The sequence below is a fragment of the Haloechinothrix sp. LS1_15 genome (assembly GCF_033042135.1).
GTDB lineage: Bacteria > Actinomycetota > Actinomycetes > Mycobacteriales > Pseudonocardiaceae > Haloechinothrix.
Genome location: NZ_WBXM01000010.1, coordinates 49,497 through 74,687, shown reverse-complemented (window position 1 = coordinate 74,687; position 25,191 = coordinate 49,497). Strand labels below are relative to the sequence as shown.

Annotated in this window: 23 protein-coding genes; 17 read left to right on the top strand and 6 right to left on the bottom strand. The window is 68.9% G+C overall.

Annotated elements, in window-relative coordinates:
* The first annotated feature begins 123 nt into the window (after positions 1-123).
* On the top strand, positions 124-807 hold the full coding sequence (locus tag F8178_RS15565; protein WP_317495533.1) for a ferritin-like fold-containing protein: 684 nt from the start codon (positions 124-126) through the stop codon (positions 805-807).
* Positions 808-919: 112 nt separating this feature from the next.
* Complete coding sequence (locus tag F8178_RS15560; RefSeq protein WP_317495532.1) at positions 920-1,150, top strand: DUF3107 domain-containing protein; 231 nt, start codon at positions 920-922, stop codon at positions 1,148-1,150.
* 71 nt (positions 1,151-1,221) lie between these two features.
* Here the strand turns inward: F8178_RS15560 and F8178_RS15555 are convergent, their stop codons facing one another.
* Complete coding sequence (locus tag F8178_RS15555) at positions 1,222-1,563, bottom strand: DUF4873 domain-containing protein (RefSeq protein ID WP_317495531.1); 342 nt, start codon at positions 1,561-1,563, stop codon at positions 1,222-1,224.
* A gap of 86 nt (positions 1,564-1,649) precedes the next feature.
* On the bottom strand, positions 1,650-2,411 hold the full coding sequence (locus F8178_RS15550; protein ID WP_396345616.1) for a TetR/AcrR family transcriptional regulator: 762 nt from the start codon (positions 2,409-2,411) through the stop codon (positions 1,650-1,652).
* 87 nt (positions 2,412-2,498) lie between these two features.
* Between F8178_RS15550 and F8178_RS15545 the strand changes: the two genes are divergently transcribed.
* The 3 genes from F8178_RS15545 to F8178_RS15535 all read left to right on the top strand — a co-directional run bounded on the left by F8178_RS15545 (position 2,499) and on the right by F8178_RS15535 (position 4,908).
* Positions 2,499-3,416 carry a diiron oxygenase gene (locus F8178_RS15545; RefSeq protein ID WP_317495529.1) on the top strand — a complete coding sequence of 306 codons (918 nt, stop codon included), beginning with the start codon at positions 2,499-2,501 and terminating at the stop codon, positions 3,414-3,416.
* Positions 3,413-4,345 (top strand): alpha/beta fold hydrolase, encoded by a 933-nt coding sequence (locus F8178_RS15540; protein ID WP_317495528.1) that lies wholly within the window; start codon positions 3,413-3,415, stop codon positions 4,343-4,345. The genes F8178_RS15545 and F8178_RS15540 overlap by 4 nt, the downstream gene beginning before the upstream one ends.
* A gap of 197 nt (positions 4,346-4,542) precedes the next feature.
* On the top strand, positions 4,543-4,908 hold the full coding sequence (locus F8178_RS15535) for a hypothetical protein (RefSeq protein WP_317495527.1): 366 nt from the start codon (positions 4,543-4,545) through the stop codon (positions 4,906-4,908).
* Between the two features lie 87 nt (positions 4,909-4,995).
* Here F8178_RS15535 and F8178_RS15530 read toward each other — a convergent pair whose 3' ends face one another.
* A complete protein-coding gene (locus tag F8178_RS15530; RefSeq protein ID WP_317495526.1) occupies positions 4,996-5,526 on the bottom strand; it encodes a helix-turn-helix domain-containing protein in 531 nt (176 codons plus the stop codon).
* Between the two features lie 115 nt (positions 5,527-5,641).
* Positions 5,642-6,346 (bottom strand): TetR/AcrR family transcriptional regulator, encoded by a 705-nt coding sequence (locus F8178_RS15525; protein ID WP_396345632.1) that lies wholly within the window; start codon positions 6,344-6,346, stop codon positions 5,642-5,644.
* Positions 6,347-6,532: 186 nt separating this feature from the next.
* Here F8178_RS15525 and F8178_RS15520 point away from each other — a divergent pair, with 186 nt between their 5' ends.
* The 7 genes from F8178_RS15520 (at position 6,533) to F8178_RS15490 (ending at position 16,583) form a co-directional block, all read left to right on the top strand.
* Complete coding sequence (locus F8178_RS15520; RefSeq protein WP_317495524.1) at positions 6,533-7,582, top strand: alpha/beta hydrolase; 1,050 nt, start codon at positions 6,533-6,535, stop codon at positions 7,580-7,582.
* A gap of 99 nt (positions 7,583-7,681) precedes the next feature.
* On the top strand, positions 7,682-8,755 hold the full coding sequence (locus F8178_RS15515) for a DUF3152 domain-containing protein (protein ID WP_317495523.1): 1,074 nt from the start codon (positions 7,682-7,684) through the stop codon (positions 8,753-8,755).
* 175 nt (positions 8,756-8,930) lie between these two features.
* Positions 8,931-10,103, top strand: coding sequence for an adenylyltransferase/sulfurtransferase MoeZ (gene moeZ, locus F8178_RS15510; RefSeq protein WP_317495522.1), 1,173 nt, complete (start codon positions 8,931-8,933; stop codon positions 10,101-10,103).
* A gap of 42 nt (positions 10,104-10,145) precedes the next feature.
* The gene (locus F8178_RS15505) at positions 10,146-10,979 is read left to right on the top strand and encodes a TIGR02569 family protein (protein ID WP_317495521.1); all 834 of its coding nucleotides are present in this window, start codon (positions 10,146-10,148) and stop codon (positions 10,977-10,979) included.
* Positions 10,980-11,131: 152 nt separating this feature from the next.
* Positions 11,132-13,333 carry a molybdopterin oxidoreductase family protein gene (locus tag F8178_RS15500; RefSeq protein ID WP_317495520.1) on the top strand — a complete coding sequence of 734 codons (2,202 nt, stop codon included), beginning with the start codon at positions 11,132-11,134 and terminating at the stop codon, positions 13,331-13,333.
* On the top strand, positions 13,330-14,787 hold the full coding sequence (locus tag F8178_RS15495) for an FAD-dependent oxidoreductase (RefSeq protein WP_317495519.1): 1,458 nt from the start codon (positions 13,330-13,332) through the stop codon (positions 14,785-14,787). Before F8178_RS15500 ends, F8178_RS15495 begins: the two co-directional genes overlap by 4 nt.
* A 95-nt stretch (positions 14,788-14,882) precedes the next feature.
* A complete protein-coding gene (locus F8178_RS15490; RefSeq protein ID WP_317495518.1) occupies positions 14,883-16,583 on the top strand; it encodes a DNA glycosylase AlkZ-like family protein in 1,701 nt (566 codons plus the stop codon).
* Positions 16,584-16,683: 100 nt separating this feature from the next.
* Here F8178_RS15490 and F8178_RS15485 read toward each other — a convergent pair whose 3' ends face one another.
* Entirely contained in the window at positions 16,684-17,667 is a 984-nt protein-coding gene (locus tag F8178_RS15485) for an aldo/keto reductase (RefSeq protein ID WP_317495517.1), read from the bottom strand.
* 233 nt (positions 17,668-17,900) lie between these two features.
* On the opposite strand from F8178_RS15485, the gene F8178_RS15480 reads away from it, so the two are divergent.
* A complete protein-coding gene (locus tag F8178_RS15480) occupies positions 17,901-18,191 on the top strand; it encodes a hypothetical protein (RefSeq protein ID WP_317495516.1) in 291 nt (96 codons plus the stop codon).
* Positions 18,192-18,199: 8 nt separating this feature from the next.
* On the opposite strand, the gene F8178_RS15475 is transcribed toward F8178_RS15480, so the two are convergent.
* The gene (locus F8178_RS15475; protein WP_317495515.1) at positions 18,200-19,084 is read right to left on the bottom strand and encodes a hypothetical protein; all 885 of its coding nucleotides are present in this window, start codon (positions 19,082-19,084) and stop codon (positions 18,200-18,202) included.
* A gap of 411 nt (positions 19,085-19,495) precedes the next feature.
* Between F8178_RS15475 and F8178_RS15470 the strand changes: the two genes are divergently transcribed.
* From F8178_RS15470 to F8178_RS15455, 4 genes are all read left to right on the top strand, one after another.
* Positions 19,496-20,884: an MFS transporter gene (locus tag F8178_RS15470; protein ID WP_317495514.1), complete on the top strand. Its 1,389-nt coding sequence runs from the start codon at positions 19,496-19,498 to the stop codon at positions 20,882-20,884.
* Between the two features lie 169 nt (positions 20,885-21,053).
* Positions 21,054-23,615, top strand: coding sequence for a nitrite reductase large subunit NirB (gene nirB / locus F8178_RS15465; RefSeq protein ID WP_317495513.1), 2,562 nt, complete (start codon positions 21,054-21,056; stop codon positions 23,613-23,615).
* Between the two features lie 2 nt (positions 23,616-23,617).
* Complete coding sequence (gene nirD / locus F8178_RS15460) at positions 23,618-24,001, top strand: nitrite reductase small subunit NirD (RefSeq protein WP_317495512.1); 384 nt, start codon at positions 23,618-23,620, stop codon at positions 23,999-24,001.
* A complete protein-coding gene (locus tag F8178_RS15455) occupies positions 23,998-25,191 on the top strand; it encodes a uroporphyrinogen-III synthase (RefSeq protein WP_317495511.1) in 1,194 nt (397 codons plus the stop codon). Before nirD ends, F8178_RS15455 begins: the two co-directional genes overlap by 4 nt.

Below are 25,191 nucleotides of genomic sequence, written 5' to 3'. Positions count from 1 at the left end.
TGCGTAGACGGTGTGTTCCCTGCTCTGGTCCGCCCGCCGGATGGTGTTCCGGCAGCCGCGACCTCCCTATCGGGAGGCCCCGTCCGCCCGAGGGCGGGCGGACCAACCGCTAGGGTGTTCGGTGTGTCCGAGGAGCGAGAAGAGGTCGCGGGCGCGCCGGTAGCGACGCGCCTCAGCGAGGGCGTCGTGGATCTGCTCGGCGTGCTGGCCTACGGCGAGCTGTCCGCCTTCGACCGGATGGCCGAGGACGCCCGGCAGGCTCCTGACCTGCGCGGGCGCGCCGCCCTTGCCGAGATGGCGGCGGCCGAGATCGGCCACTACCGGATACTCGCCGACTACCTCGCCGAACACGATGTCGCGGTCGAGGAGGCGATGCGGCCGTTCGTGACCCACTTCGAGGCCTTCCACGTCTCCACCGCCCCCAAGTCGTGGCTGGAGTCGCTGGTCAAAGCATACGTCGGGGATGGGTTGGCTGCCGACCTCTACCGCGAGATCGCGCACTGGCTCGATGCGGACACGTGCGACCTGGTGCTTCGCGTGCTCGACGACACCGGCCACTCCGCGTTCGCCAAACGTGAGGTGGGAACCGCCGTCGAGAACGACGCGGTGCTCCGGGACAAGCTCACGTTGTGGGGGCGGCGGCTGCTCGGGGAGGCGACCACCCAGGCGCAGTACGTGGTAGCCGAGCGGGACGGACTGGCCAAACTCATCGTGGCAGGCTCCGGTGACCTGTCCGGTATCGCCGGGCTGTTCCGGCGGTTGCAGCAGAGCCACGGGAAGCGGATGCGGTCGCTCGGCCTCGGCTGACGGCGTCCCCGGGGGTGGGGGTACTCACCGTCGGTGCTCGCGCCGGTGCAGGCTGGGATAGCCTGAGACGACAGCAAGCGCACCGTCATACTCGCAGTGCAGGAGGGCATGCGTGGAGATCAAGATCGGCATTCAGGAAGCATCCCGTGAACTGGTGCTGTCGAGTAACAAGTCGCAGGACGAGGTGGACAAGCTGATCTCCGAGGCTCTCCGCTCGGACGACGGCCTGTTGCGACTCACCGACGACAAGGGACGCACCGTGGTGGTCCCGGTGACCAAACTCGCGTACGTCGAGCTCACCCCGGCCGAAGCGCGCCGGGTCGGCTTCGTGGGAGACACCTAGCCGCTGAACCGGGCCGGAGACCCCGCTGCTTGACCGCTTAGGGGCACGGGGTTCTCCGGCTCGCGGGTGCGTCAGTGCTGCGCGCCTTCGATCTCGGCGAGCGAGGTCACCACCGAGAACGGGGGCGTGCTCGTGCCGGTGATCCGGTAACGGTTCCACGGATCCGGGTCGGAGATCTCACCGGAGGCTTCACCCTGGCTGGTGGTGATGGTGACCTTCTTCTTCTTACCGCCCGCGGCGGCGTCCAGCTCGTCGTTGGCCGCGATGCGCCCGTACCACCGGTAGTAGCCGTCGATCGGCTGGAAGTGACCGCGTAGCCGGACATCCACGGAGACCGTGGTCTCCTCCTCCCCGTGTAGGCGCAGGCTCGCCCGCCCGACGTAGGCGTCCTCGTCGTGGTCGTGCTCGCTCATATGGCTGCTGCTCCTTTCCACCGTTACCGATCTCTGCCTGCGCCGCCGGGCGTTCGGTCCCGGTGACGGGCCTTCGGATGCGCCGGTTACTCGGCCGCCTCGTCCTGGTGCTGCGATTGCCGGGTGAACTGGATCACCTTGTTGACTTCGAGGGGGCGATTCGGGTCGATGATCACGCCCTGCTGGCGCAGGATTCCGTCGATCGCCGCCCAGATGATCTGCGTGGTGTACTCGACGACGCTGTCCTTGCCCATGGAGCGCCGCTCCAGCCACCACTCGCCGGTGTTCTGCACAAGGCCGACGACACCGTACGCCCAGGGTTCGGCCGCGCCGGAATCGAGCCCGAAGGTGCGCATGTAGTCGCCGAGCAATGCCGTGACGGCGGTGGCGATGACTTCCTTGTCTTCCCCGACGATGTCGGAATCGGGGGCGCGCTCGACGGTGTGGGCCGGCCGAGCCAGCAAGCGGTACAGGTTCGGGTACTCCTCGATCGTGGTGAAGAAAGCGTCGATCACCGAGCGGATGCGCGGGAGAGGAGCCAGCTCCTCGTTGAGCGCGGGCATCAGCCGGTTGAACAGGATCTTGGTGCCGTGCTGGCCGAGTGCGACATACAGATCGGCTTTGTCGGTGAAGTGCCGGTAGAGCACCGGCTTGGTCACCCCGGCCTCGGTGGCGACGTCCTCCATGCCGAACTCCGGGCCGTGCTTGTCCAGCGCGCGTAACGCGGCCTCGACGAACTCGGCCCGTCGCTCGATTCGGTGCTTCTTCCACCGATCTCGCCGTGCGTCTCCCTCTGACCTGGCCTGCTTGCTGGGCTGCTTGCGGTTGCGCTTGACATCGTCCGGCATGGTGGTCATGCTACCAAGAGGTAACCGTTACTGCAGGTTACATGCTAGCGGGTGAATCTGTTTGTGGGGAAGAAAGGCGGTCTGGCAATGACGCGGGCGCTGAAGGCGGATGACCGGGAAAAGACGCCGGAACGGTTGCTGAGATCCTCGGCCAGCAAGTTCTACGACCCGGACGTGGACATCGACTGGGACGCACCGCTGGACGAGGGCAAGCCGTATATCCCCGAGCACCGGGTATCGCTCTACGGGACCTACCTGTGGGACCGCCTGTCTCAGCAGCAGCGTATCGAGCTGACCAAGCACGAGGGCGTCAGCGTGGCCACCAACGGCATCTGGTTCGAAGTGCTGCTGATGCAGATGCTGCTCAAGGAGGTCAACGACGCGGACCCCACCACGAGCCGCGCGCAGTACATGCTCACCGAGATCGCCGATGAGTGCAGGCACTCGACCATGTTCGCGCGGCTCGCCGGCCGCGTCGGTGTGCCCGCGTACGGGCCGGTGCGCTGGCGTCACGAGCTTGGCAAGGTGCTGCCGGTCGTGGGTTACGGTCCCGCGCTGTACGGCGCGATCCTGGTCGCCGAGGAGATCCTCGACCGGCTGCAGCGCGAGCAGATGAACGACCCGAACATCCAGCCGCTGATGCGCATGGTCAACCGCATCCACGTGCTGGAGGAAGCCAGGCACGTCACGTTCGCCCGGGAAGAGGTCACTCGCGGCATGCCGAAGCTCCGCAAGGCCGAACTTGCCTATCAGCGCTTCCTCATCGCGTTCGTGTCCTTCCACATCACGCGGAGCCTGATCAATCCCCGGGTGTACTCCGCGGTGGGTATCGATCCCGCCGAGGGGCACAAGGTTGCGCTGCGGAACCCGCACTTCCAGGAAACCATCCGGTATTCCGGTGAGAAGATCATGCCGTTCCTGCAGGAGAACGGGCTGGTCGGTGCCCCGGGGATGTACTGGTGGCGCAAGTCCTTCCTGCTCAGCGACAGCGGGAGCAAGGCGTGAGCGTGCTGGAACAGCCGCCCGAGCGGGCGCTCGCGGGGCGCGCCCCCTCGCCCTGGGATCCCAGTGCCCGCCACCGCTTCGTCACCAGCGACGGCACCGCGCTGCACGTACGCGACTCCGGCCCGGTTGATGCCGAGGTCACGCTCGTGCAGGTCCACGGTTGGACCCAGGACAACACCTGCTGGGACCCGGTGGTGGAGCGGCTCACCCGGGGTGTGCGGGTGTTGCGGTACGACCACAGGGGGCACGGTGCCTCGGCGCCCGCGGCTGTCGGCACGGCGACGATCGCGCAGCTCGCCGACGACCTCGCGGAGCTGATCGCCGACCGCGCGTCGCGGGGCAGGCTCGTCCTGGCCGGACACTCGATGGGCGGCATGACGATCATGGCGCTCGCCGAGCGGTATCCCGAGCTGGTCGCCGAGCGGGTGTCCGGGGCCGCGTTCGTGGCTACCTCCTCCGGCGAGATGGACCGCCTGACGTTGGGGTTGCCCGGCATGGCGGCACGCGGCGTCACCCGGGGCGAGAGGGTGTTGCAGACCCTGCTTGAGAAGCGTCGCAAGGACGTGCTCCCCGGCGACCCGAAACTGCTCAGCCCGATTACCCGCTGGCTGGTGTTCGGCAAGCGAGCCAGGCAGCGTGACGTTGTCGACGTGACCCGACAAGCGCTGCGCGCGCACCCGGCGAGCATCGCCGGTTTCCGGGAGTCGATCCGGTCGCACGACCGCAGGGTCGCGCTGTGCGCGCTGCGCGACATCCGCACCGTGGTGCTGGCAGGGGAACGGGACCGGCTGTGTCCGGTGACACACGCCCAAGCTATCGCCGACCAGCTGCCGGGAACCGACTACATCCTCTACCCGGGTGCGGGACACATGCTCACCTACGAGCGCCCGCGCGAAGTCGCCGACCACCTCAACGACCTCATCCCGTAGGTGGGGGTGGTGAGCCGAAGGGCCCCTTCGGTACATGATGTGCACCCGAGGACCCCTTCGGCTCACCCATCCGGCGTGATCATCACCCGCAGGTTCTGACAAGTTGCAGCACTAGGAACACAAAAATTGAGTCTATCGTTGCAAATAACGGTAGGTGATGTGTCCGGTGGCAGGCAGCGGAAAGGGGGTGATGGTTCATGACTGAGGTGAGGACCCAGCGCGTGCGAGGTGAGCTGGCCGAGGCGCGGCAGCGGATCGCGAACGCCGGGGACGCGCTCCGTGCACACCCACCGGAGGTCGCCGAGCTGTATGCCACGGTCGACGGTGTGATGGAGGTGTCCACAGCACTGGTGGACCTGATCGACGCCGCCCGCGAACAGGCGCCCGCCACGCTCAACGGCGAGGTCCTCGATGAGCTGGACGCCGACCTCCAAGCGATGCGTGGTTGCGTCAGTACCGGACCGCTATTGCTCGCACCCACCCGCGATGATCTGTATGCGCTACTGTCGCCCGTCGAGCAGATCCGGCCTTGCCGGGGTGACGGCCTGGTTCCCGACGTCTGAGCGCCGAGTGAGCCGAAGGACTCCTCCGGTGCCAAATATGTACCGAAGGACCCCTTCGGCTCGTACCCGCCCCGTGCCGTCAGCGTGTCACGCGGGGTGATCCGGGTCGCCATCGCCGAACAGCGCGCGCTTGTGCTCCTGCCACTCAGTGATGATCTCGGGGAACTTGGCGCGCATGAACGCGTAGAACTCCTGGGTCTCGCGAAGCCGCCTGCCTCCCGGGGTGTCGGCACCGAGCAGCTCCACGCCCTCGGCCGCGATCCGCTCGAAGGGCTCGACCATGTCGATACGTTGCGCGACGATCGTGGCCCACAGGTCGTCGTCATCGATGCGGTAGGTGTCGACACGGGCGCCCGGTTCCCGCTCCTTGCCGAGCAGCCCAGCGTCCACCAGCGTGCGCACCGCGCCCGAGATCGCTGCCGGGCTCACCCGTAGCGCCCGTGCGAGCTCGGCAGCGGAGTAACGGTCGGCGTCGTCGGCGAGTACGTAGGCGAACACCCGCGCAGGCATGCGAGCCAGACCGAAGCCGGACAGGACCATCGCGAACCGCTCGACGAACCGCAGCAACGTCTCGTCGGCACCGTCGCCGTCCCGTTGTGTCTCGCTCGGTGTGGCCACTACCCGCACCTCGCTTCGTGCGCGCCGTTCTCGCTTTCAGGATATTTCATCATTTCACGAAATAATGAAACTGGCAGTTGCGAGGGGCGGCCAGTGTGCCCACCGGCCGGTGGGCTCAGGGGTGCTGCTGTAGTGGGAAACCGGCGCCGATGCCGCGCCATGCCAGGGTGGCGATGAGGCCAACGGCCTCGTCGCGGTCGATCGCGCTGTGGTTCTCCATCCAGAATCGTGCACTGACCTGGCTCAGTCCGACCAGACCCGCCGCGAGCAGCCGTGCCTGTGCGGCGCCGAGCCCGGCGTCGGCGGTGATGGTGTCGGTGAGCGCGTCCACGATGTCGGTGGTCGCCCGCTCCACGGCTCGCTGCACCTGCTCCTCGCCCCGCAGATCGGATTCGAAGACCATGCGGTACGCGCCGGTCCGTCCGTTGACGAAGTCGAAGTAGGCACCGACCGCGGCATTGACCCGGTGCTTGTTGTCGGGTGTCGAGGCCAGCGCGGCCCGCACGTTCGAGATCAACTCGTCGACATGGACCTCGAGCAGCGCGATGTAGAGCTCGAGCTTGCCGGGGAAGTGCTGGTAAAGCACCGGCTTCGAGACGCCTGCGTGCTCGGCGATCTCGTCCATCGCCGTGGCGTGGTAGCCGTTGGCGGAAAAGATCTCCTGGGCAGCGGTCAACAGCTGCGCGCGGCGCTTGTCACGTGGCAGCCGGGTGCCCCGGCCGAGCTCGAACTCGTCGCCCCCTTGCTCGGCGCCAGTCGAGCGGTCGGCGTCGTGGCCGGCGCGTGGCGCCAGATGCGTGGCACCAACCCGCCTCGCCATCTCGGTCATGCTTCCTCCATCGCGTGCTGCCGCCGGTGCCACCGGTAACCCCGGCACCTGCCTGCCGTCGGTCGGGACCACTCATGGATCTGGACCACTCATGGCACTACCGGGACACTACCGGTGAGTAGCCCCTTATCGGCAAGCGTTTCCGTGCTTTTCTACGTTAACCGTACGAGGACGCTGGTGGTTACGGACGATCAGGTCAAGCCAGGCATGCTGGAGGTTATGTCGCACTCACGGTTACCGGAAAGCGGCGGACGGCCGGCGACCACGGTGGCGTCGTTGCCGCCGCTGGATCTCTCGCTGCCGCCGTGGCCCGGTTCGTACGAGCGGGGCAACGGCTGGTCACTGTACGTACGCAGGACGGATCATGCCCGCTCGTGGCCTGCGTCGCAGCAGCGGGATACCCGGGATGTCGCGGTGTACCTGCACGGGCTCGGCGGCTCCTCGACCAACTGGACCGACCTCGGCTACCAGCTGGCGTCGTGGGCGCACGGCATCGCCGTCGACCTGCCAGGGTTCGGCTTCTCCGAGCCGGACGAGGGGTTCGACCTCAGCATGACGTCCCAGGCGGACAGGATCGCCCGGTATGTGGCCGACCTCGGAGCCGGGCCGGTGTATCTGGTGGGCAACTCCATGGGCGGCACGGTCGCGATCCTGCTCGCCGCGCGTAGACCGGAGCTGGTCCGTACGTTGACGCTGATCTCCCCGGCCGTGCCCGATTTTCGGCCCGATCCCTGGCGCATCTCCGATCCACGCGTATTACTTACCCCGCTCCCGCTGATCGGTAAGCGGATGCGCCGCGAGCTCGCCGCCCTCGGGCCACGCGAGCGCGCTCGGCAGATCATCGAGCTGTGCTGCGCCGATCCGGACGGGTTCCCGCCGAACCGGTTCGCCGAGATTGTCGAGGAACACACGGCGCGGATGGACCTGCCGTGGGCGATGCCGTCGCTGACGCGCAGTGGTGTCGAGCTGCTGCGTGGCTGGCTGCGGATCGGTCGGGGATCGCTGCGCGCCGCGCTGCGACGGGTGACCGCTCCCACGTTGGTGGTGTGGGGAACCGACGACCGGGTGGTGTCACCGCGCCGCGCCGCGCCGACGGTGCATGCGCTCCAGCGAGGCAGGCTGCTGATGCTCCGCGAATCCGGGCATGTGGCCCAGATGGAGCATCCGACCACGGTGGCTTCGGCGACGCTGGCACTGTGGCAAGCGGAACGAACGGGTCGGTGGTGACCGGCCACACCCCGGTGCGTACCGCCGTTGGTCGTTGACCGGTACCGGATACCGCCCGTGATCGGTTCCGGCGACGATCCGATGTGGCACGCTGGGGTTGTGCATCAACCACCACGGCGACCTGGCGAGGAGCGGGACCCGCGTGTTCCCGGCCGTGGCGAGCAGCAGCGGCGCGCGGCGGCACGTGCGGAACCGCTGCGCGCATCCTGGGATCCGGTCGCCCCCGACGCGCAGTCCCACCGGCGGTCTCGTCGGCGCCCGGTGGCGAGCAGGATCCGGCGCCTCGGCTGGCGCATGTACGCACTGCCCGCCCTGGTGGTGGTGACCATGGCGGTCGTGCTCGATGTTGGTGGGGGCGCCGAGGATGTCGGGGGAGAGCGCGGTGGCGCTTCGGCGTATCAGTCCGACTCCGAGGCCGGTGGCGCGGCGGGCGAAGAGGGCGCCGAGGAGCGGGAACCCCCGGTGGCCGAGATTCCCGCGGAGGTGGGCGACGTCGACGTGCCGAGCGCCGAGCTCCCCGACGGGGGTGACTTCACCAGCGAGGGTGAACACGACTGGACCGTGGTGGACGGATCCGGGGAGCCGGTCGGTGATGGCGCCGAGCACTACACCTACACCGTGGAAATCGAAGACGGGATCGATCCGGCGGAGTACGGCGGCAATGATGCTTTCGCCCGCACGGTGGATGCCGTCCTTGCCGACCCGCGTAGCTGGATCGGCAGTGGTGACGTGACGTTCCAGCGTGTGGACGGTTCGGAGGTGGAGCCCGACTTCCGGGTGAGCCTGACCACGCCCGCCACCGCACGTCACCCGGACGTGTGCGGTTATACGATTGAGTACGAGGCCTCCTGCTATCGCCGCGACATCGATCGGGTCGTGATCAATCTGGCGCGCTGGGTTCGCGGCGCGAAGGCGTTCGATGCCGATATCGGCATGTACCGGCAGTACTTGATCAACCATGAGGTCGGTCACGTGCTCGGCCTCGGTCACGTGGGATGCGCGGACGACGGGGAGCTCGCGCCGGTGATGATGCAGCAGAGCTTCGGCGTCGACAACGATTACGTCGCCAAGCTGAACGAAGGTGTTCCCGGTGAGCAGGACACGGTGGCCGCCGACGGCAACACCTGCCGGCCCAACGCGTGGCCCAACCCCCAAGCCAACACCGACGGCTGAGCCGCGCGGTAGACGGGCGCGACGGCGTAACCGGATCGCAGGAGGCGGGTCCAGCATGTGGGAGGCCCGCCCGGAGGAACAAGCAGCCGCTTACGGTTGTTGGAGACACCAGAGAGCGCGTTAAGCCCCTAAACGAGTGAGTGCCCGCGCGGTGCGGGCCGTGTGGAGGAACCGAATGTCACTGCCGCCGCTTGTCGAGCCCGCCGTAGAGCTCACCAAGGACGAGGTGGCCCGCTACAGCCGTCACCTGATCATCCCGGATGTGGGGGTCGAGGGTCAGAAACGGTTGAAGAACGCCAAGGTGCTGGTAATCGGTGCGGGCGGGTTGGGCAGCCCGGCGTTGCTGTACCTCGCCGCGGCGGGCGTCGGCACGCTCGGCGTGATCGACTTCGACGTGGTCGACGAGTCCAACCTGCAACGCCAGATCATTCACGGCCAGTCGGATATCGGCAGGTCCAAGGCGGAGTCGGCGAAGTCCTCGGTGGCCGAGGTCAACCCGTTCGTCGACGTCGTGCTGCACACCGAGCAGCTCACCTCGGACAACGCGCTGGACATCTTGCGTGACTACGACCTGATCCTGGACGGCACCGACAACTTCGCCACCCGATACCTGGTCAACGACGCCGCCGTGATCCTCGGCAAGCCCTATGTGTGGGGCTCGATCTTCCGGTTCGAGGGTCAGGTCAGCGTGTTCTGGGAGGACGCACCCAACGGGCAGGGCCTGAACTACCGCGACCTCTACCCGGAGCCGCCGCCACCCGGCATGGTGCCCTCCTGCGCGGAGGGTGGCGTGCTCGGTGTGCTGTGCGCCTCGATCGGCTCGATCATGGTGAACGAGGCGATCAAGCTGATCACCGGTATCGGCGAGCCGCTGCTCGGCAGGCTGATCAGCTACGACGCGCTGGAAATGCGGTACCGCGAGGTCAAGATCCGCAAGGACCCGGATACCCCGAAGATCACCGAGTTGATCGACTACGAGGCGTTCTGCGGTGCGGTCAGCCAGGAGGCCTCCGACGCCGCGGCCGACCACACCATCACCCCGGCCGAGCTGAAGGCGAAGTTCGACGCTGCGGAGGACTTCGAGCTGATCGACGTCCGCGAGCCGCACGAGTACGAGATCGTGAACATCAAGGGCGCCAAGCTGATCCCGAAGGACCGGATCCTTTCCGGCGAGGCGCTGGCCGAGCTCCCGCAAGACAAGCCGATCGTGCTGCACTGCAAGTCGGGAGGGCGGTCGGCTGAGGCGCTGGCCGCGCTGCACAAGGCAGGCTTCGGCGACGCCACCCACCTCGGTGGTGGAGTGCTGGCCTGGGCCAACCAGGTCGACCCGAGCCTGCCGACCTACTGACGCTCCCACTGGAGTCGCTGCCCAACCGCTAGAGTGCTGGGGGTGCGCGACACACCCTCGCAGCAAGTGCCTTCCGCACCCCGGCCGCCGGATCATGTCTGTGCGGCTTTCGGTGTCGACGCCGAAGCGTTGCGCCCCGCGGCCGGCGGTGCGGAATGGCAGGCGGGATCGATCGTGCTGCGGCCGGTGAGCGACAAGGCGGAGACGGCGTGGCTCGCGCGTACCGTACGCACTCTCGACGTGCCCGGCGTTTCGCTGGCTCGTCCGGTGCGGGCCACGGACGGCAGGCAGATCATCGGCGGGTGGATCGCCTACCGAGGACTCGACGACGATCCCGCCGCGCAGCCGTCCCCACCGAGGTTCCACGACCTGGTGCTCGCGTCGGTCAAGCTGCACCAAGCGCTGGCAGGCATCCCCTGCCCGGAATTCCTGCAACGCCGCTACGGAACGCTCGCCACAGCCGACCGCCTCGCGTGGGGCGAGGCGGAGATCGAGCTGGACGAGACCGCGGGCGGGCGGTGGTTCGAGATCCTCGCCGCATCCCTACGGCCGGTTACCCTTCCCGACCAGGTGGTGCACGGTGATCTGTATCGGAGCGTGCGCTGGGTGGCGGGCAAGGGCCCGCTCGTGGTGGATTTCGTGCCGTTCTACCGACCTGCCGAGTGGGCGACGGCCCTGGTGGTGGTCGACGCCGTGGCACGCGGCGGCGCCGGAACCGGCCTCATCCACAGCTGGTCACACTTGCCCGAATGGTCGCAGATGCTGCTGCGCGCGGTGCTGTACCGGCTGGCGAGCCACGCCATCGAACCTGCGGCCGACCCCGCACCCCTCGACGGGCTCCGGCGCGCGGGCGCACTGGTCAGCGAGCTCGTCTAGCCGGCGGCGGGTCGGCCGGAGCTCCAGGAACGCGCAGCCGCCTCACGACGGGCCCGCGCGAGACGCGAGCGAGATGTCAACCGCTCGAAACCTGGTCGCACTTTCTTGTAACAACCGGCGGCTACCGTCGACTACCGGATCAGGAGGTGCGAATGGTCGACGCCGCACAGCCCGGAACCGGTGACGTCCCGTCAACGGCGACGCCGAGCCATTGCTCGTACTGCGCGTTGCAATGCGCCATGCACATCACCGCGGACGCGGACGGCGCGGGCGTCACCGTGGCGCCCCGGTCGTTCCCGACGAACGGCGGCGGGATGTGCCAGAAGGGCTGGACGGCGGCCGAGGTGCTGGACGCGCCCGCCAGGCTGACCACCCCGCTGGTGCGGCGTCACGGGCGGCTGCACGAGGCGAGCTGGGACGAGGCGCTGACCGTGGTGGCCGGTGCGCTGCGCGACATCCAGGCCGAGCACGGCCCGGACGCGGTGGGGGTGTTCGGCGGTGGCGGGTTGACGAACGAGAAGTGCTACCTGCTCGGCAAGTTCGCTCGGGTGGCGCTGCGCACGTCCGTCATCGACTACAACGGCCGGTTCTGCATGTCCTCGGCGGCGGCTGCAGGCAACCGGGCGTTCGGTATGGACAGGGGGATGCCGTTCCCGGTGACCGACCTCGCGAACGCGGACGCGATCCTGCTGGTCGGCGCGAACCCTGCCGATACCATGCCGCCGTTCGTGCAGCACCTGAGTCCCGCAGCGGGCGGTGGCGGGCTGATCGTGGTGGATCCACGCCGCACGGCAACGGCCGCCCGCGCGAGCCTGCACCTGCAACCGGCCCCCGGCACCGACCTCGCGCTGGCGCTCGGCATCCTGCACGCCGCCGTCACCGGCGACTATGTCGACGAAGCGTACCTCGCCGACCGCACCGCAGGCTTCGACGAAGCCTGGCGCCAGGCCGCCGCCTGGTGGCCGGAGCGCGTCGAGCAGGTGACCGGCGTGGCTGCCGCCGACCAACGACGGGTCGCGGCGCTGCTCGGCCGGGCGCGCAACGCATACGTGCTCACCGCGCGCGGTAGCGAGCAGCACGCTACCGGTACCGACACCGTGAGCGCATGGATCAACCTCGCTCTCGCGCTGGGGCTACCCGGTCGTCACGGATCCGGGTACGGTTGCCTGACCGGGCAGGGTAACGGCCAGGGTGGGCGCGAGCACGGCCAGAAAGCGGATCAGCTCCCCGGCTACCGGCCCATCACCGATCCCGCCGCGCGCGAGCACGTCGCGGGTGTCTGGGGAATCGACAGCGACAGCCTGCCGGGTCCGGGGCCCTCGGCCTACGAGCTGCTTGACGCGCTGGGAAGCGAGACCGGCCCGCGGGCGCTGCTGGTGTTCGGCAGCAACATCGCGGTGTCCGCACCGCGGGCCGAGCACGTCACCCGGCGGCTCGCCGGGTTGGATTTCCTCGCCGTGGCCGATGTCGTGCCTTCGGAGACGGCCGCGCTGGCCGATGTGGTGCTGCCGGTCACCCAGTGGGCCGAGGAGGACGGCACGATGACCAACCTGGAGGGCAGGGTGCTGCTGCGGCGCAAGGCCGTCGACCCGCCCGCGGGGGTGCGTAGCGATCTCGACGTGCTTGCCGGGCTCGCGAGCAGGCTCGGGCAACCGGCCGAACGGTTCCCCGCCGATCCGGAGGTCGTGTTCGACGAGCTCCGGCGCGCCTCGGCAGGTGGGTTCGCCGACTACTCCGGGATCAGCTACGACCGGCTCCGCGGCGGTGAGCAGCTGCACTGGCCGGTGCCGCATGCCGAGCACCCCGGCACCCCCCGGCCGTTCCTGGACGGGTTCGCCCACCCCGACGGCAGGGCGCGCTTCGTTCCGGTGACCCACACGGGCCCCGCCGAAGTGCCCGACGAGGAGTACCCGCTGGTGGCCACCACCGGGCGGCTGCTCGCGCAGTACCAGTCCGGCGCGCAGACCCGGCAGGTGGCGGAGCTGATGGCCGCGCAAGGCGAGATGTTCGTGGAGGTCCACCCGGACACCGCCCGGCGGTTCGGCCTCGCCGACGGGGATGTCGCCGAGGTCACCTCCCGGCGCGGCACCACCGTGGCAGTGGTGCGATGCGCGCCGTCCATCCGGCCGGACACCGTGTTCCTGCCGTTTCATTTCCCGGAACAGCAGCGGGCCAACCTGCTCACCAACCCGGCCCTCGACCCGACGAGCCGGATGCCGGAGTTCAAGGTGTGCGCCGTCCAGCTGAACAAGCAGCCGAGCGAGCCTCCGGCAGGAACCGAGCGAGCAGAACAAGCACCGAGCACACCGGACGGATCGCACGATCCCGAGCTCGCGGCGCGGGAGGTCGGATGAGTGGGAAGCGGAAAGTGGTCATCGCCGGGTATGGCATGGCCGGTGCGCGCCTCGCCGAGGAGATCACCGCTCGTGACCCCGGTGGCGACCGGGTCGGCGTGACGGTGGTGGGCGCCGAGCCCGATCATGCCTACAACCGGGTGCTGCTGTCCTCGGTGGTGGCAGGCACCCTCGGCGACGACGCGGTGCGGCTGCACTCCGAGAGCTGGGCCTGCCTGCGGGGGGTGGACGTGCGCGTAGCCACCACGGTCACCGGGGTCGACACCGCCACACGGACGGTGTCCCTGCACGGTCCGCGAGGGCAGGAGGAACTCGGCTACGACACGTTGGTGCTCGCGCAGGGCAGCGCGCCCTGGATCCCGCCTGCCGACGGGTTGGTGACCGAGGACGGCTCGCCTGCCGAGGGTGTGCTGCCGTTCCGGACGCTCGCCGACTGCCAGGCGATCGTGGCCCGCGCCCGCGCGGGAACCCCGGTCGCCGTGCTGGGTGGTGGCCTGCTCGGGCTCGAGGCGGCGCGGGGGCTGGCCGGTCGCGGCTGCCGAGTCTCGGTGATCCATCCATGTGAGTACATTATGGAGCGACAACTCGACCGTGGTGCGGCAGAAGTGCTGGCGGGAACGCTCGCCGGGTACGGCATCGAGTTCCGGCTCGGCACCACCGCGGCAGGCTACGTGCCTGGCGACGGGGTGAAGCTCAACGACGGTAGCTGGGTGCCTGCCGACATGGTGGTGGTCGCCGCCGGGGTGCGGCCGGAGACCGCGCTGGCCGAGCGGGCGGGACTGCGTGTCGATCAGGGTGTCGTCGTCGACGACTGGCTGCGCACGAGCGATCCGCGGATACACGCGATCGGCGACTGCGCGCAACACCCCGGCACCGTTGCCGGGTTGGTGCAGCCCGCGTGGGAGCAGGCCACGGTGCTCGCCGAGCTGCTCACCGGCGCCGACAGCGGCGCGCGCTACCGAGGGACCGCCGCGGTGACGCGGCTGAAGGCTAGCGGGGTGGACCTGGCGGCCTTCGGGGACGTCACCGCCGAACCCGGCTCTGCCGACGCCGAGGTGCTGTGCCTGACAGACCCGGCGCGGGGGCGCTACGCCAAGCTCGTGCTGCGTGACGACCGAGTGGCAGGCGCGGTCCTGCTCGGGGTGCCGGACGCCGCCGCGACGATCGCGCACCACTACATCCACCGCACGCCCGCGCCTTCGGACCGGCTCGCCTTCCTGCTCGGCCGGGCACTGCCGGAGGAACAGGTGCCCGCGTCGAGCCCGGCGACGATGCCCGGCTCGACGACCGTCTGCTCGTGCAACAACGTCCCCAAGTCCCGCATCGTCGACGCCTGGCGCGGCGGGGCCCGGACGGTCGGCGAGCTGGCCGAGACCACCCGCGCGACCACCGGCTGCGGCAGCTGCACCAGCGCCGTCCGCGGCATCGCCTCGTGGCTGGAATCCACCGCCTGATATCACTGCAAGTGTGTATATTTATCGAACACTTCGAACTTGCGTGTTACTGTGTAGCATAATTATACGCATTCGGGTTTGATAAGGATGGAGATGTGCATTCCGAGGTCAACGACCTGGTGAGGCGTGTTCGCCAGTGGCTTGCTGCTGGTGAGAGCTACGAAGTGGAGTTCAAGAGCGAGCGGCGAGGTCCGTTGAACGATCGCGACCTGGTCGAGGTCGTGACCTGCCTGACCAACGGCTCTGGTGGGGCCTTGGTAGTGGGTGTGGAAGATGACGGGACCCCGACGGGCGCGCGTCCGCGGCATGAGCATGGCACAACGAACCCACTGCGGGTGCAGGCGACTATCGCGAACAATACGCAGCCACCCGTCACCACCAGGGTCGACGTGGTGGAGGTGGACGGTGTCTCAGTTCTTGTCGTAGAGGTGCCCAACAGTACGCGCGTTGTCGGTACCGGCAGGGGGACGTATCTGCGTCGAGCCATCAGTGGCGACGGGCGGCCGATGTGCGTCCCGTATCACGCGCACGAGATGCTATCCAGCGAAATCGATCGGGGTTCTGTCGATTATGCGGCCTTGCCGGTACGGGAAGCATCATGGCATGATCTTGATCCGCTCGAGTTCGAACGGGTGCGACGCATGGTTACGGAATCGGGTGACCGGGCCGATCGTGTGCTCGCTGACTTGTCGGACCATGAGATCGCGCGGGCTATGGGGCTGGTTCCAGCCGATACGGAAGTCAGTATCGGTTCGCTCTTGTTGTTCGGTCGAGTGGCTGCGCTGCGCAGATTCGTTCCCACGCACGAGGCGGCGTTTCAGGTCCTGCGCGGGCTCGAGGTCGAGGTCAACGATTTCTTCCACTTTCCGTTGTTCCGGCTGGCGGAAGAGATGTATTCGCGCTTCACGGCACGTAATCGCGAGGAGGAGATACAGACCGGGCTATTCCGTGTGGCAGTACCCGCATACTCGGCAACAGCGTTTCGTGAGGTGCTCGCCAATGCCTTGACCCATCGTGATTACACGCGCCGAGGGGCGGTGCATGTTCAATGGTCCGAAGATCAGCTCGAGGTATCGAGTCCAGGGGGGTTCCCGGAAGGGATTCGCTTGGACAACCTCCTGGTTGCTCCGCCGCACCCGAGGAGTCCGTTGCTTGCGGACGCCTTCAAGCGAGCGGGCCTTGTGGAGCGCACGGGGCGCGGAATCAACCGGATGTTTGCCGAGCAGCTCCGTGTGGGGCGAGCCGCTCCCGACTTCGGACGTACCACTGATCAACAGGTCGTGGCGATTCTTCCGGGAGGGCCCGCCAATATGGCGGTTACTCGCTGGGTGCTGGAGCAGGAGCAGGTCAGCGAGCGCCCGTTGAGCCTGCCGGAGCTCCAGATCTTGTCGGAACTGTTGCGTGAACGACGTTCGAGCACCCACGAGCTCGCGGAGCTGACACAGCGCACAGAACCCGAAACTCGAAGTCTGCTGTCCCGTATGGTCGAACACGGTTGGGTGCAGGCGCGTGGCGAAAAGAAAGGACGAACGTGGCATCTTTCTGCCGCTGTGTATCGTGCGCTTGAATCCTCGTCCGGTTATGTCCGTGTACGCGGGTTCGAACCGCTGCAGCAGGAGCAGATGGTGTTGAGTTACGTTCGGGCGCACGGTTGGATCAGTCGAGCTCGCGCTGCGGATCTGTGCGCGATCGCCCCTGAGCAATCGAGCAGGTTGCTCCGGCGCTTGGCGGGGCAGGGCAAGCTGGTGAAACGAGGCGAGCGTAAGGGAACGTATTACGAGCTGCCTGACGGATGAGGTTGGGGACGTCTGCTGGTGACCGACCCCGCCGGGGGTGCGAGCCGAAGGACTCGTTCGGTACATATCGTGTACCCAAGGAGCCCTTCGGCTCGCGCCCTCACTGGTGGCCGCGGACGGGTTGCGGGCGGTAGCCCGCCTCCAGCTCGGCGATCTCCTCGCCGGTGAGGTCGAGCTCCAGTGCGGCGACCGCGTCGTCGACGTATCGCGGCTTGGTGGCTCCGATGACCGGAGCGACCACCCCGGGTTTGCTGAGTAACCATGCCAGCGCCACCTGGGCGGCTGGCACCCCGCGGTTCGCCGCGATCCGGTTCACGGCATCCACGATCTCCAGGTTCGCCTCGCCATAGAGGCGGTGCGCGTAGTCATCGGAACCGGCGCGCACGCTCGCCTGCCTGCTCTCCTCGGTACTCCTGCCGCCGGTGAGCCACCCCCGTGCCAGCGGGCTCCACGGCAGCAGGCCCACGCCCTGGTCGAGGCAGAACGGGTTCATCTCCCGCTCCTCCTCGCGGTAGAGCAGGTTGTAGTGGTTCTGCATGGACACGAAGCGGGGCCAGCCGTGCAGCCGCGCGGTGAACTGCGCCTTCGCGAACTGCCACGCGTACATGCTGCTCGCGCCGATGTAGCGGGCCTTGCCTGCGCGGACGACATCGGCCATGGCCTCCATGGTCTCCTCGATCGGTGTCTCGGGATCCCAGCGGTGTATCTGGTACAGGTCGACGTGATCGGTGCCCAGCCTGCGCAGCGAGGCGTCGATGCTGTCCATGATGTGCTTGCGGGACAGCCCGCGGTCGTTGGGTCCGTCACTCATCGGGAAGCTCACCTTGGTGGTCAGCACGTAGTCCTCCCGTGCGGGGAAGAACGAACGCAGCAGCCGCCCGGTGACCTCCTCGCTCACCCCTCGGGAGTACATGTCGGCGGTGTCGAAGAAAATCACGCCCTGCTCGACAGCCTGCCGCACGATCGGTTTCGCCGATGCTTCGTCGAGTGTCCAGTCCCGCCACTCAGGGCTGCCGTAGGTCATCATGCCGAGGCAGATGCGGGAGACCTTCAGACCGCTGCTGCCGAGGGATACGTACTCCACGGGCCCTGTCCTTTCTCGCCGGTGAGGTGACGGTCGTGATCACCGTGTCCGGTGCCCCACGGTACTCACCTGCGACGTCCCTAGTGCCGTGACGGCCGAACCTCACGCTCGTCGAGCAGGGTGGACACCTAGGGTAATCACTACGCGCATCGACCGTGTTCGACACGGCACCCGCAGTCGTGTGCGGGATCGGGAGGCAGGTTGCTCGCTCAGTACCCATTCGGCGTCCGGCCGTGACCGGTGCCTGGCTCTACGTGCTGCCCATACTGGGCGCACCGTTGCTGTGGGCGCTCGGGCTCGCCGCCGGTTACCTGGTGCGGCGGGGACGGCGCAGGCGCGGGAGACGTGGCGGCCCGAGCGTGGCCGCCATCGCAGCGCGGGTCCGCAGCAGCCAAGAGGAACTGCAGCCGGTGGAGTGGCCCAGGCACGACCCTGACGGTGGGGTCGTCAGGGACGAGCGACCGACGCGCATCATCCCGCGCGTCGACGGCGACCACCGGCGGCCACCCCATCCTCCGCGGTGAGCCGCAGGTCAGCGTGACCGCCGGGGCAGCGGGCGCAGCACCCACGCCCGGGTGAGGAGCCCGGTGACCACGGCGAGGGCACAGACAGCGGCGAGTTCCACGCCGCCGACCTCGGAATGCCCCGCGGGTGATACTGCCGCGACCTCGCCTGGTCGTTCGGTGGGGCTCTGCTCTTCCTCCCGGTTCTCGTGGCCGAGGATGCCGAACTGCGGGACGTGGGTGATCTCGGGCGTCCCTTCGGGAAGGTCGATACCGTCCGGTCCGTCGCGGCTCGCGTCAGATCCCTCGGATTCCGGCGGCTCGGCGGGGTTGGCCGGTGCCGACGGTTCGGGTTCCAGCGCCGGGGCGCTGTCGCCGCCGCTACCGCCTCCCCCGCCAGCGCCGTTGGCGTTCGCGTCATCCCCGGATGCGCTCCCGGACGGTTCCGTAGCCGAGGGCTCGGGGTTCTGGCGCTCGGGCGGCTCGGTTGGCGACCCGGACTCGGTTTCGGATTCGGTCGCCGTCGGGCTGGGCTCAGTCTCGGTTGGCTCCGGTTCGGACGTCGCGGTCGGAGTGGGTGTGGGTGCTGGCTCGGTGGTACCGGTCTCGGTCGGTTCCGGTTCGGTGGTGCCGGTCTCGGTGGGCTCCGGTTCGGTGGTGCCGGTCTCGGTCGGTTCCGGCTGCGAGGTGCCGGTAGGTGTGGGTTCCGGCTCCGAGGTCTCGGTGTCCGAGGGTTGCGGGCTGTCCGGTTCGCTCGTGCCGGTCGGTTCCGGTTCCGCCTCGCCGTCCGCGCGCTCGACCGCGGTCCGCTCACCGGCATCGGCCGCGCCGACCGAGAGAGCGGTTCCGCCGAACGCGACCCCCAGTGCCAGTCCGATGGCACTGCCGTAGACGACGATCGATCGCAGGCGCATGCCTGCCCCCCTTTCGCATCGCGGGCGACCGGGGCAGGTCGTGTCTCCCCCATAGCCGCAGGTGGTCCGTTGTGTCGGACTACCGGGCGGGAGACTACCGGCTCGCGCGCGGTGCCCGCCACAGTGTTCACCGGACCACGAGATAGTGTTCACCGCCCCACAAGAAATCGCGCCGCGCGTTGTTTCCCGGTAGGAACCGATCCGCGCGCGGCTCCCTCGCACAACCGGTTCGCCCCGCTGTGCGGATGAAGTAACAGGGACGCCATCGCTGCTACGGCCGGACGAAACCGTCGCTTCCTAGCGTGTGCAGGCAGCGGGGCGCCAGCGGCCCGCACGTACCACGTGAACACCGGCCCGCCCGCCGCGGTGGCCCGCGCAGCGGGACGGGGCCGACAGGCGGGGAGGTTCAGGGTGACTGCTGTGCTCGAGGCGCCGGAACGCGGCCGGGAGCCCGCACGACGGAAGGGGCGGTGGCTCGATCACTGGGATCCGGAAGATCCGCGGTTCTGGGAGAGCACCGGAAAGCGGATCGCGCGCAGGAACCTGGTGTGCTCGATCTTCGCGGAGAATCTCGGGTTCAGCGTCTGGGTGTTGATGAGCATCGTGGTGGTCCACCTCGGTTCGGTGGGGTTCGACTTCGGTGTCGGGCAGATCTTCTGGTTGTTGATCGTGCCCAACCTGGTGGGTGCCGCGTTGCGGATCCCGTACACGTTCGCGATCCCGGTCTTCGGTGGTCGGGGATTCACCACCTTCAGCGCGAGCATGCTGCTGATCCCATGCGTGATGCTGGCCTACGCGGTGTCCAACCCCGATACCCCGTACTGGTTCTTCCTGCTCACCGCGGCGGCCATGGGTCTTGGTGGCGGCAACTTCTCCTCCTCGATGGCCAACATCTCGTTCTTCTTCCCCGAACGGGAGAAGGGCTTGGCACTGGGTCTGAACGCCGCAGGAGGCAACCTCGGGGTCGCGGTGACGCAGCTGACGGTTCCGGTGGCGATCTCCCTCGGCACCGGCATCAACCTCGCATACGCGGCGCTGATGTGGCTCCCGCTGATCGTGCTCGCCGCGACGTGCGCTTGGTTCTTCATGGACAGCATCAGCTCGGCACGCCCCGACGGCGTCTCGTACCGGCTCGCCATGGCCAACCGGCAGACGTGGGTGATGTCGTTGCTGTACATCGGGACGTTCGGGTCGTTCATCGGGTTCTCGTTCGCCTTCCCCTCGCTGATCGGTATCGCGTTCGACGGCGCGGGCGGATTCGTCGGCGTGGCGTTCCTCGGAGCGCTCATCGGCACGCTGGCGCGGCCCGTCGGTGGCTGGCTCGGTGACCGGCTCGGCGGGGGCCGGGTGACACTGGCGGTGTTCGCAGGAATGGCACTGGGCACGGTGACGGTCGTGCTGAGCGTGGCCACCGACAGCTTCCCGCTGTTCTTCGCGACCTTCGTGGTGCTGTTCGTCCTCGCCGGGATCGGTAACGGCTCGACCTACCGAATGATCCCGCGCATCTTCGTCGCACAGGTGGGAGACACCGCGCGAGGCGGCGACCGCGATGCCGCGCTCGCGGCGGCGAAGCGGCAAGCGGGTGCCGTCGTCGGGGTGGCAGGCGCCGTGGGCGCCTTCGGCGGGGTGCTGGTCAACCTCGCCTTCAGCGCCTCGCTCGACCGTGCGGGCACGTTGACCCCCGCGCTGCTGTCACTGCTGGCCCTCTACGCCGTGTGTATCGCGCTGACCTGGTGGTACTACCTGCGGCGCCGGTTCGCCGTCGACCGCGCCCCGAACCTGGCCCACGCTGACATCTAGCGAAACCCCTGGTGGTGGCAGGCCGCCATGCGGTGCACACCGTCGCGCCGCGCGGGCGAGCGAACGGTAACCACGGTGAAACATCGCGGAAGCAGCTCGGACACGGCAGGCGGACAGCATGGGTGGCAACGGCTGGACATGCGCCGACGATTGAGCACCGAGGTGATGGATGAGTCGCACACTAGTGGTGATCGGTAACGGCATGGTGGGACACCGCCTCGTCGAGGCCGTGCGGGCGAGCGAGGGCGGTGCGGGCTGGCGGGTCGTGGTGCTCGCCGAGGAAGATCGACCCGCTTACGACAGGGTCGCGCTGTCGTCGTATGTGGACTCCTGGGATCCCGACGCGCTGCTCCTGCCCGGTTCCGACTACGCGGGTGATGGCGGTGTCGAGCTGCGGCTGGCCGACCCCGCTGCCACGATCGACACGGCCAACCGGCTGGTGACCACGGCAAGCGGCGTAGTCCAGCCTTACGACGCGCTGGTGTTCGCGACCGGATCACGTCCGTTCGTCCCGCCGGTCACCGGGAGCGACCTGCCTGGATGTTTCGTGTACCGGACGATCGACGACCTCGACGAGATCCGGCGGGCCGCCGGGGCCGCCCGCAGTGGTGCGGGGCGTGCCTCCGGCGTGGTGGTCGGTGGCGGGTTGCTCGGGCTAGAGGCGGCGAAGGCGCTGCGCGAGCTGGGGCTGTCGCCGCACGTGGTGGAGCTTGCGCCACGGCTGATGCCGCTCCAGGTCGACCAGGGCGGTGGTGCCCTGCTGGCCCGGCTGGTCGGTCGGCTCGGCGTGTCGGTGCACACGGGAACGTCGGTCGCGTCGATCGACCGGAACGGGAGCAGGTTGCTGGCGAGCTTGGCCGACGGCACCGAGCTGGATACCGATCTGGTGGTGTTCGCCGCGGGGATCCGGCCGCGCGACGAGCTGGCGCGCGAGGCCGGGCTGGCCACCGGCGAGCGAGGCGGCATTCTGGTCGACGACCACTGCCGTACCGGTGTGCCTGGCGTGTACGCCGTCGGGGAGTGCGCGGCAGTCGACGGCACTTGCTACGGGTTGGTCGCACCAGGCTACGCGATGGCCGAGGCGGTGGCCGCGCAGCTCACCGCTGGCGGGGACGAGCACGCCGGGGAGGTCGCGGCGTTCGCCGGTGCCGACACCGCCACCAAGCTCAAGCTGCTCGGCGTGGATGTGGCCAGTTTCGGCGATGCGCACGGCGAGGGCGCGGACGCGCTCGAGGTGGTGGTCAACGACCCCGTGGCCGGGACCTACAAGAAGCTCGTCGTCTCCGACACCGGCGGCACGGGCGCCACAGGAGACGGGGGCGCGACGTTGCTCGGCGGGGTCCTCGTCGGGGACACCGCGGAGTTCACCTCGCTGCGCACCCTGGTCGGCCGGGCGCTGCCTGGCGATCCGGTCGGCATCCTCGCGCCGGAGACCGGATCCGGCGGGGGCGTGGGTGTCGACGCCCTGCCTGCCGATGCGCAAGTCTGCTCCTGCAACGCGGTCACCAAGGGGCAGATCACCGACGCGATCACCGAAGGTGGCTGCTGCACGGTGCCGGAGCTCAAGGCGTGCACCGGCGCGGGAACCGGGTGCGGCTCCTGCGTGCCGGTGCTCGGCAAGCTGCTCGACTCCTGCGGCGTGGAGCAGTCCACGGCGCTGTGCGAGCACTTCGAGCAGTCGCGCGCGGAGCTGTTCGAGATCGTGGCGACCACCGGTATCGCCTCGTTCGGCGAGCTGATCTCCCGATACGGTACCGGACGGGGCTGCGCTGTCTGCAAACCCGCGGTCGCCTCCATCCTGGCCTCGCAAGGTAACGGGCACATCCTGGAGGGCGAGCAGGCCACGTTGCAGGACACCAACGACCGGTTCCTGGCGAACATGCAACGCAACGGTACGTACTCGGTGGTGCCCCGGGTTCCCGGTGGGGAGATCACCCCGGAGAAGCTGATCGTGATCGGGGAGGTCGCGCGGGAGTTCGGGCTGTACACCAAGATCACCGGTGGCCAGCGTGTCGACCTGTTCGGCGCGACCGTCGACCAGCTCCCCGCGATCTGGCGTCGCCTCGTCGACGCCGGGTTCGAGTCGGGCCACGCGTACGGCAAGGCACTGCGCACCGTCAAGTCCTGTGTCGGTTCCACCTGGTGCCGGTACGGGGTGCAGGACTCGGTCGGCCTTGCGGTCGAGCTGGAGCTGCGGTATCGGGGCCTGCGGGCACCGCACAAGATCAAGGCCGCGGTGTCCGGCTGCGCGAGGGAGTGCGCCGAGGCGCAGAGCAAGGACTTCGGCGTGATCGCCACCGAGAAGGGATGGAACCTCTACGTGGCGGGCAACGGCGGCATGATGCCGAGGCACGCCGACCTCCTGGTATCCGATGTGGACTACGAGACGCTTGTTCGACTGATCGACCGCTTCCTGATGTTCTACATCCGCACCGCGGACCGGCTGCAGCGAACGGCTCGCTGGCTGGAGGAGATGGACGGGGGGCTCGACCACCTGCGCGAGGTAATCGTCGACGACAGCCTCGGTATCTGCGACGAACTCGACGCCGCGATGGCCGCCCACATCGACAACTACGTCGACGAGTGGCAGGCCGTGCTGTCCGATCCGGACAAGCTCGCCAGGTTCACGTCGTTCGTGAACGCGCCCGAGGCGCCGGACCCGACCATCTCCTTTCGCACCGAGCGGGAGCAGCCGGTTCCCGTGTTGCTTCCCAGCCCGGAGGTGAGGTAGGCATGAACACCACGAGAGCGGGCAGCGCCACCGGGGAGACCGGTACAGACGAGCGGGACTGGACGCCCGTCTGCCTGCTGGAACAGATCGAGGAGCACGGCGGCGTGGCCGCGTTGCTTCCCGGCGGTGAGCAGGTAGCGGTGTTCCGGTTGCCGGGCGACGAGGTGTACGCGCTGTCCCATATCGACCCGTTCAGCGGGGCGGCAGTGCTCGCGCGCGGCATCGTCGGCGACACCTTGGGCATCCCCACTGTGGCCTCCCCGCTGCACAAGCAGCAGTTCGACCTGCGGACCGGGCGGTGCCTCGACGACGAGTCGGTACGGGTGGCCAGCTACCAGGTGCATATCGACGGTGGGATCGTCGCCGTGGGCGGGCGGCGCCGGTGATCGGCGAGGCACCCGCCGCCGCGGCCGGGATCACCCCGCTGACGGGCTACCGCATCGGGATCACCGCCTCGCGGCGGGCGGCCGAGCTCGGCGCGCTGCTGGTGCGGCAGGGCGCCGAGGTCCGCTACGCCCCCGCACTGCGGACGGCTCCTGTCACCTCGGGAGAACAGCTACGCGCGGGCATCGACGGGCTCATCGAACGGCCTGCCGAGGTCCTGGTCGCGTTCACCGCGACCGGGGTAAGGGGCTGGGTGGACGCCGCGGCCAGCTGGGGGATGGCCGGGGCGTTACTCGGCGCGCTGCGAGGTGCCGAGGTGCACTGCCGGGGGCCGGCCACCGCCGCCGCAGCGGCCGCCGAAGGGTTGGAAGTGGTTCCCGGGCCCGCCCCGCTGTCGATGGCCGAGTTGCTCGACCGGCTGTCGAGCGCGGGCGTGGCAGGCAGGCGCGTGGCGGTGCTGCCGCCGGGTAGGCCGGTGCCGTCGTTCCTCGCGGCGCTGCGGGCGGCAGGTGCGGAGGCCGTCGAGATCCCGGTGTACCGGCTGCTGCCGCTGGCCGACAGGGAGCCGGTGGACCGGCTCGTCGAGGACACCGTGCACGGTGCGATCGATGCGCTGGCGTTCACCAGCGCCGCGGCCGCCGAGGGCACGCTCGGTATCGCGCGGCGGGGCGGTCGCGAGCGGGAGCTGACCGCGGCGATGCGTTCCAGGGTGCTGGTCGCCGCCGTCGGTCCCGCCGCGGCGGGACCGCTGGAAGAGGTGGGGGTTTCCGTGGTGCGGCCGGACCGGTGGCGGCTGGGGGCGATGGTGCACCGCCTCGCGGCCGACCTTGCCGGTCGCTCGCCCACTTACCGGGTGGCCGGGCACTCCGTGCAGGTGCGGGGCCAGGCCGTGGTGGTGGACGGCTCGCTGCGCCAGCTCGCACCCGCCCCCATGGCGGTGCTGCGGTCGCTGGCTGCGCGGCCGGGCGCCGTCGTCCCGCGGCGGGAGCTGCTCGACTGCCTGCCGCAGGGCGGGGAGGAGCACGCCGTGGAGACCGCCGTCGGCAGGCTTCGGTCCGCGCTCGGCGACAGCCGGATGATCGAGACGGTGGTCAAGCGGGGATACCGGCTGCGGGTGACGCGGCCCTCCAGTGACGCGTCACCCGGCTCGGCCTGTTCGGCGACGGCGCCGGTCGAGGAACCCGGGGGGTGA

Coding starts and splice junctions, on each gene's coding strand:
- F8178_RS15555 (WP_317495531.1), bottom strand. CDS start 1,563: ATGAGCGAGCACGACCACGACGAGGACGCCTACGTCGGGCGGGCGAGC.
- F8178_RS15550 (WP_396345616.1), bottom strand. CDS start 2,411: ATGCCGGACGATGTCAAGCGCAACCGCAAGCAGCCCAGCAAGCAGGCC.
- F8178_RS15545 (WP_317495529.1), top strand. CDS start 2,499: ATGACGCGGGCGCTGAAGGCGGATGACCGGGAAAAGACGCCGGAACGG.
- F8178_RS15535 (WP_317495527.1), top strand. CDS start 4,543: ATGACTGAGGTGAGGACCCAGCGCGTGCGAGGTGAGCTGGCCGAGGCG.
- F8178_RS15525 (WP_396345632.1), bottom strand. CDS start 6,346: ATGGCGAGGCGGGTTGGTGCCACGCATCTGGCGCCACGCGCCGGCCAC.
- moeZ (WP_317495522.1), top strand. CDS start 8,931: ATGTCACTGCCGCCGCTTGTCGAGCCCGCCGTAGAGCTCACCAAGGAC.
- F8178_RS15500 (WP_317495520.1), top strand. CDS start 11,132: ATGGTCGACGCCGCACAGCCCGGAACCGGTGACGTCCCGTCAACGGCG.
- F8178_RS15495 (WP_317495519.1), top strand. CDS start 13,330: ATGAGTGGGAAGCGGAAAGTGGTCATCGCCGGGTATGGCATGGCCGGT.
- F8178_RS15475 (WP_317495515.1), bottom strand. CDS start 19,084: ATGCGCCTGCGATCGATCGTCGTCTACGGCAGTGCCATCGGACTGGCA.
- nirB (WP_317495513.1), top strand. CDS start 21,054: ATGAGTCGCACACTAGTGGTGATCGGTAACGGCATGGTGGGACACCGC.
- nirD (WP_317495512.1), top strand. CDS start 23,618: ATGAACACCACGAGAGCGGGCAGCGCCACCGGGGAGACCGGTACAGAC.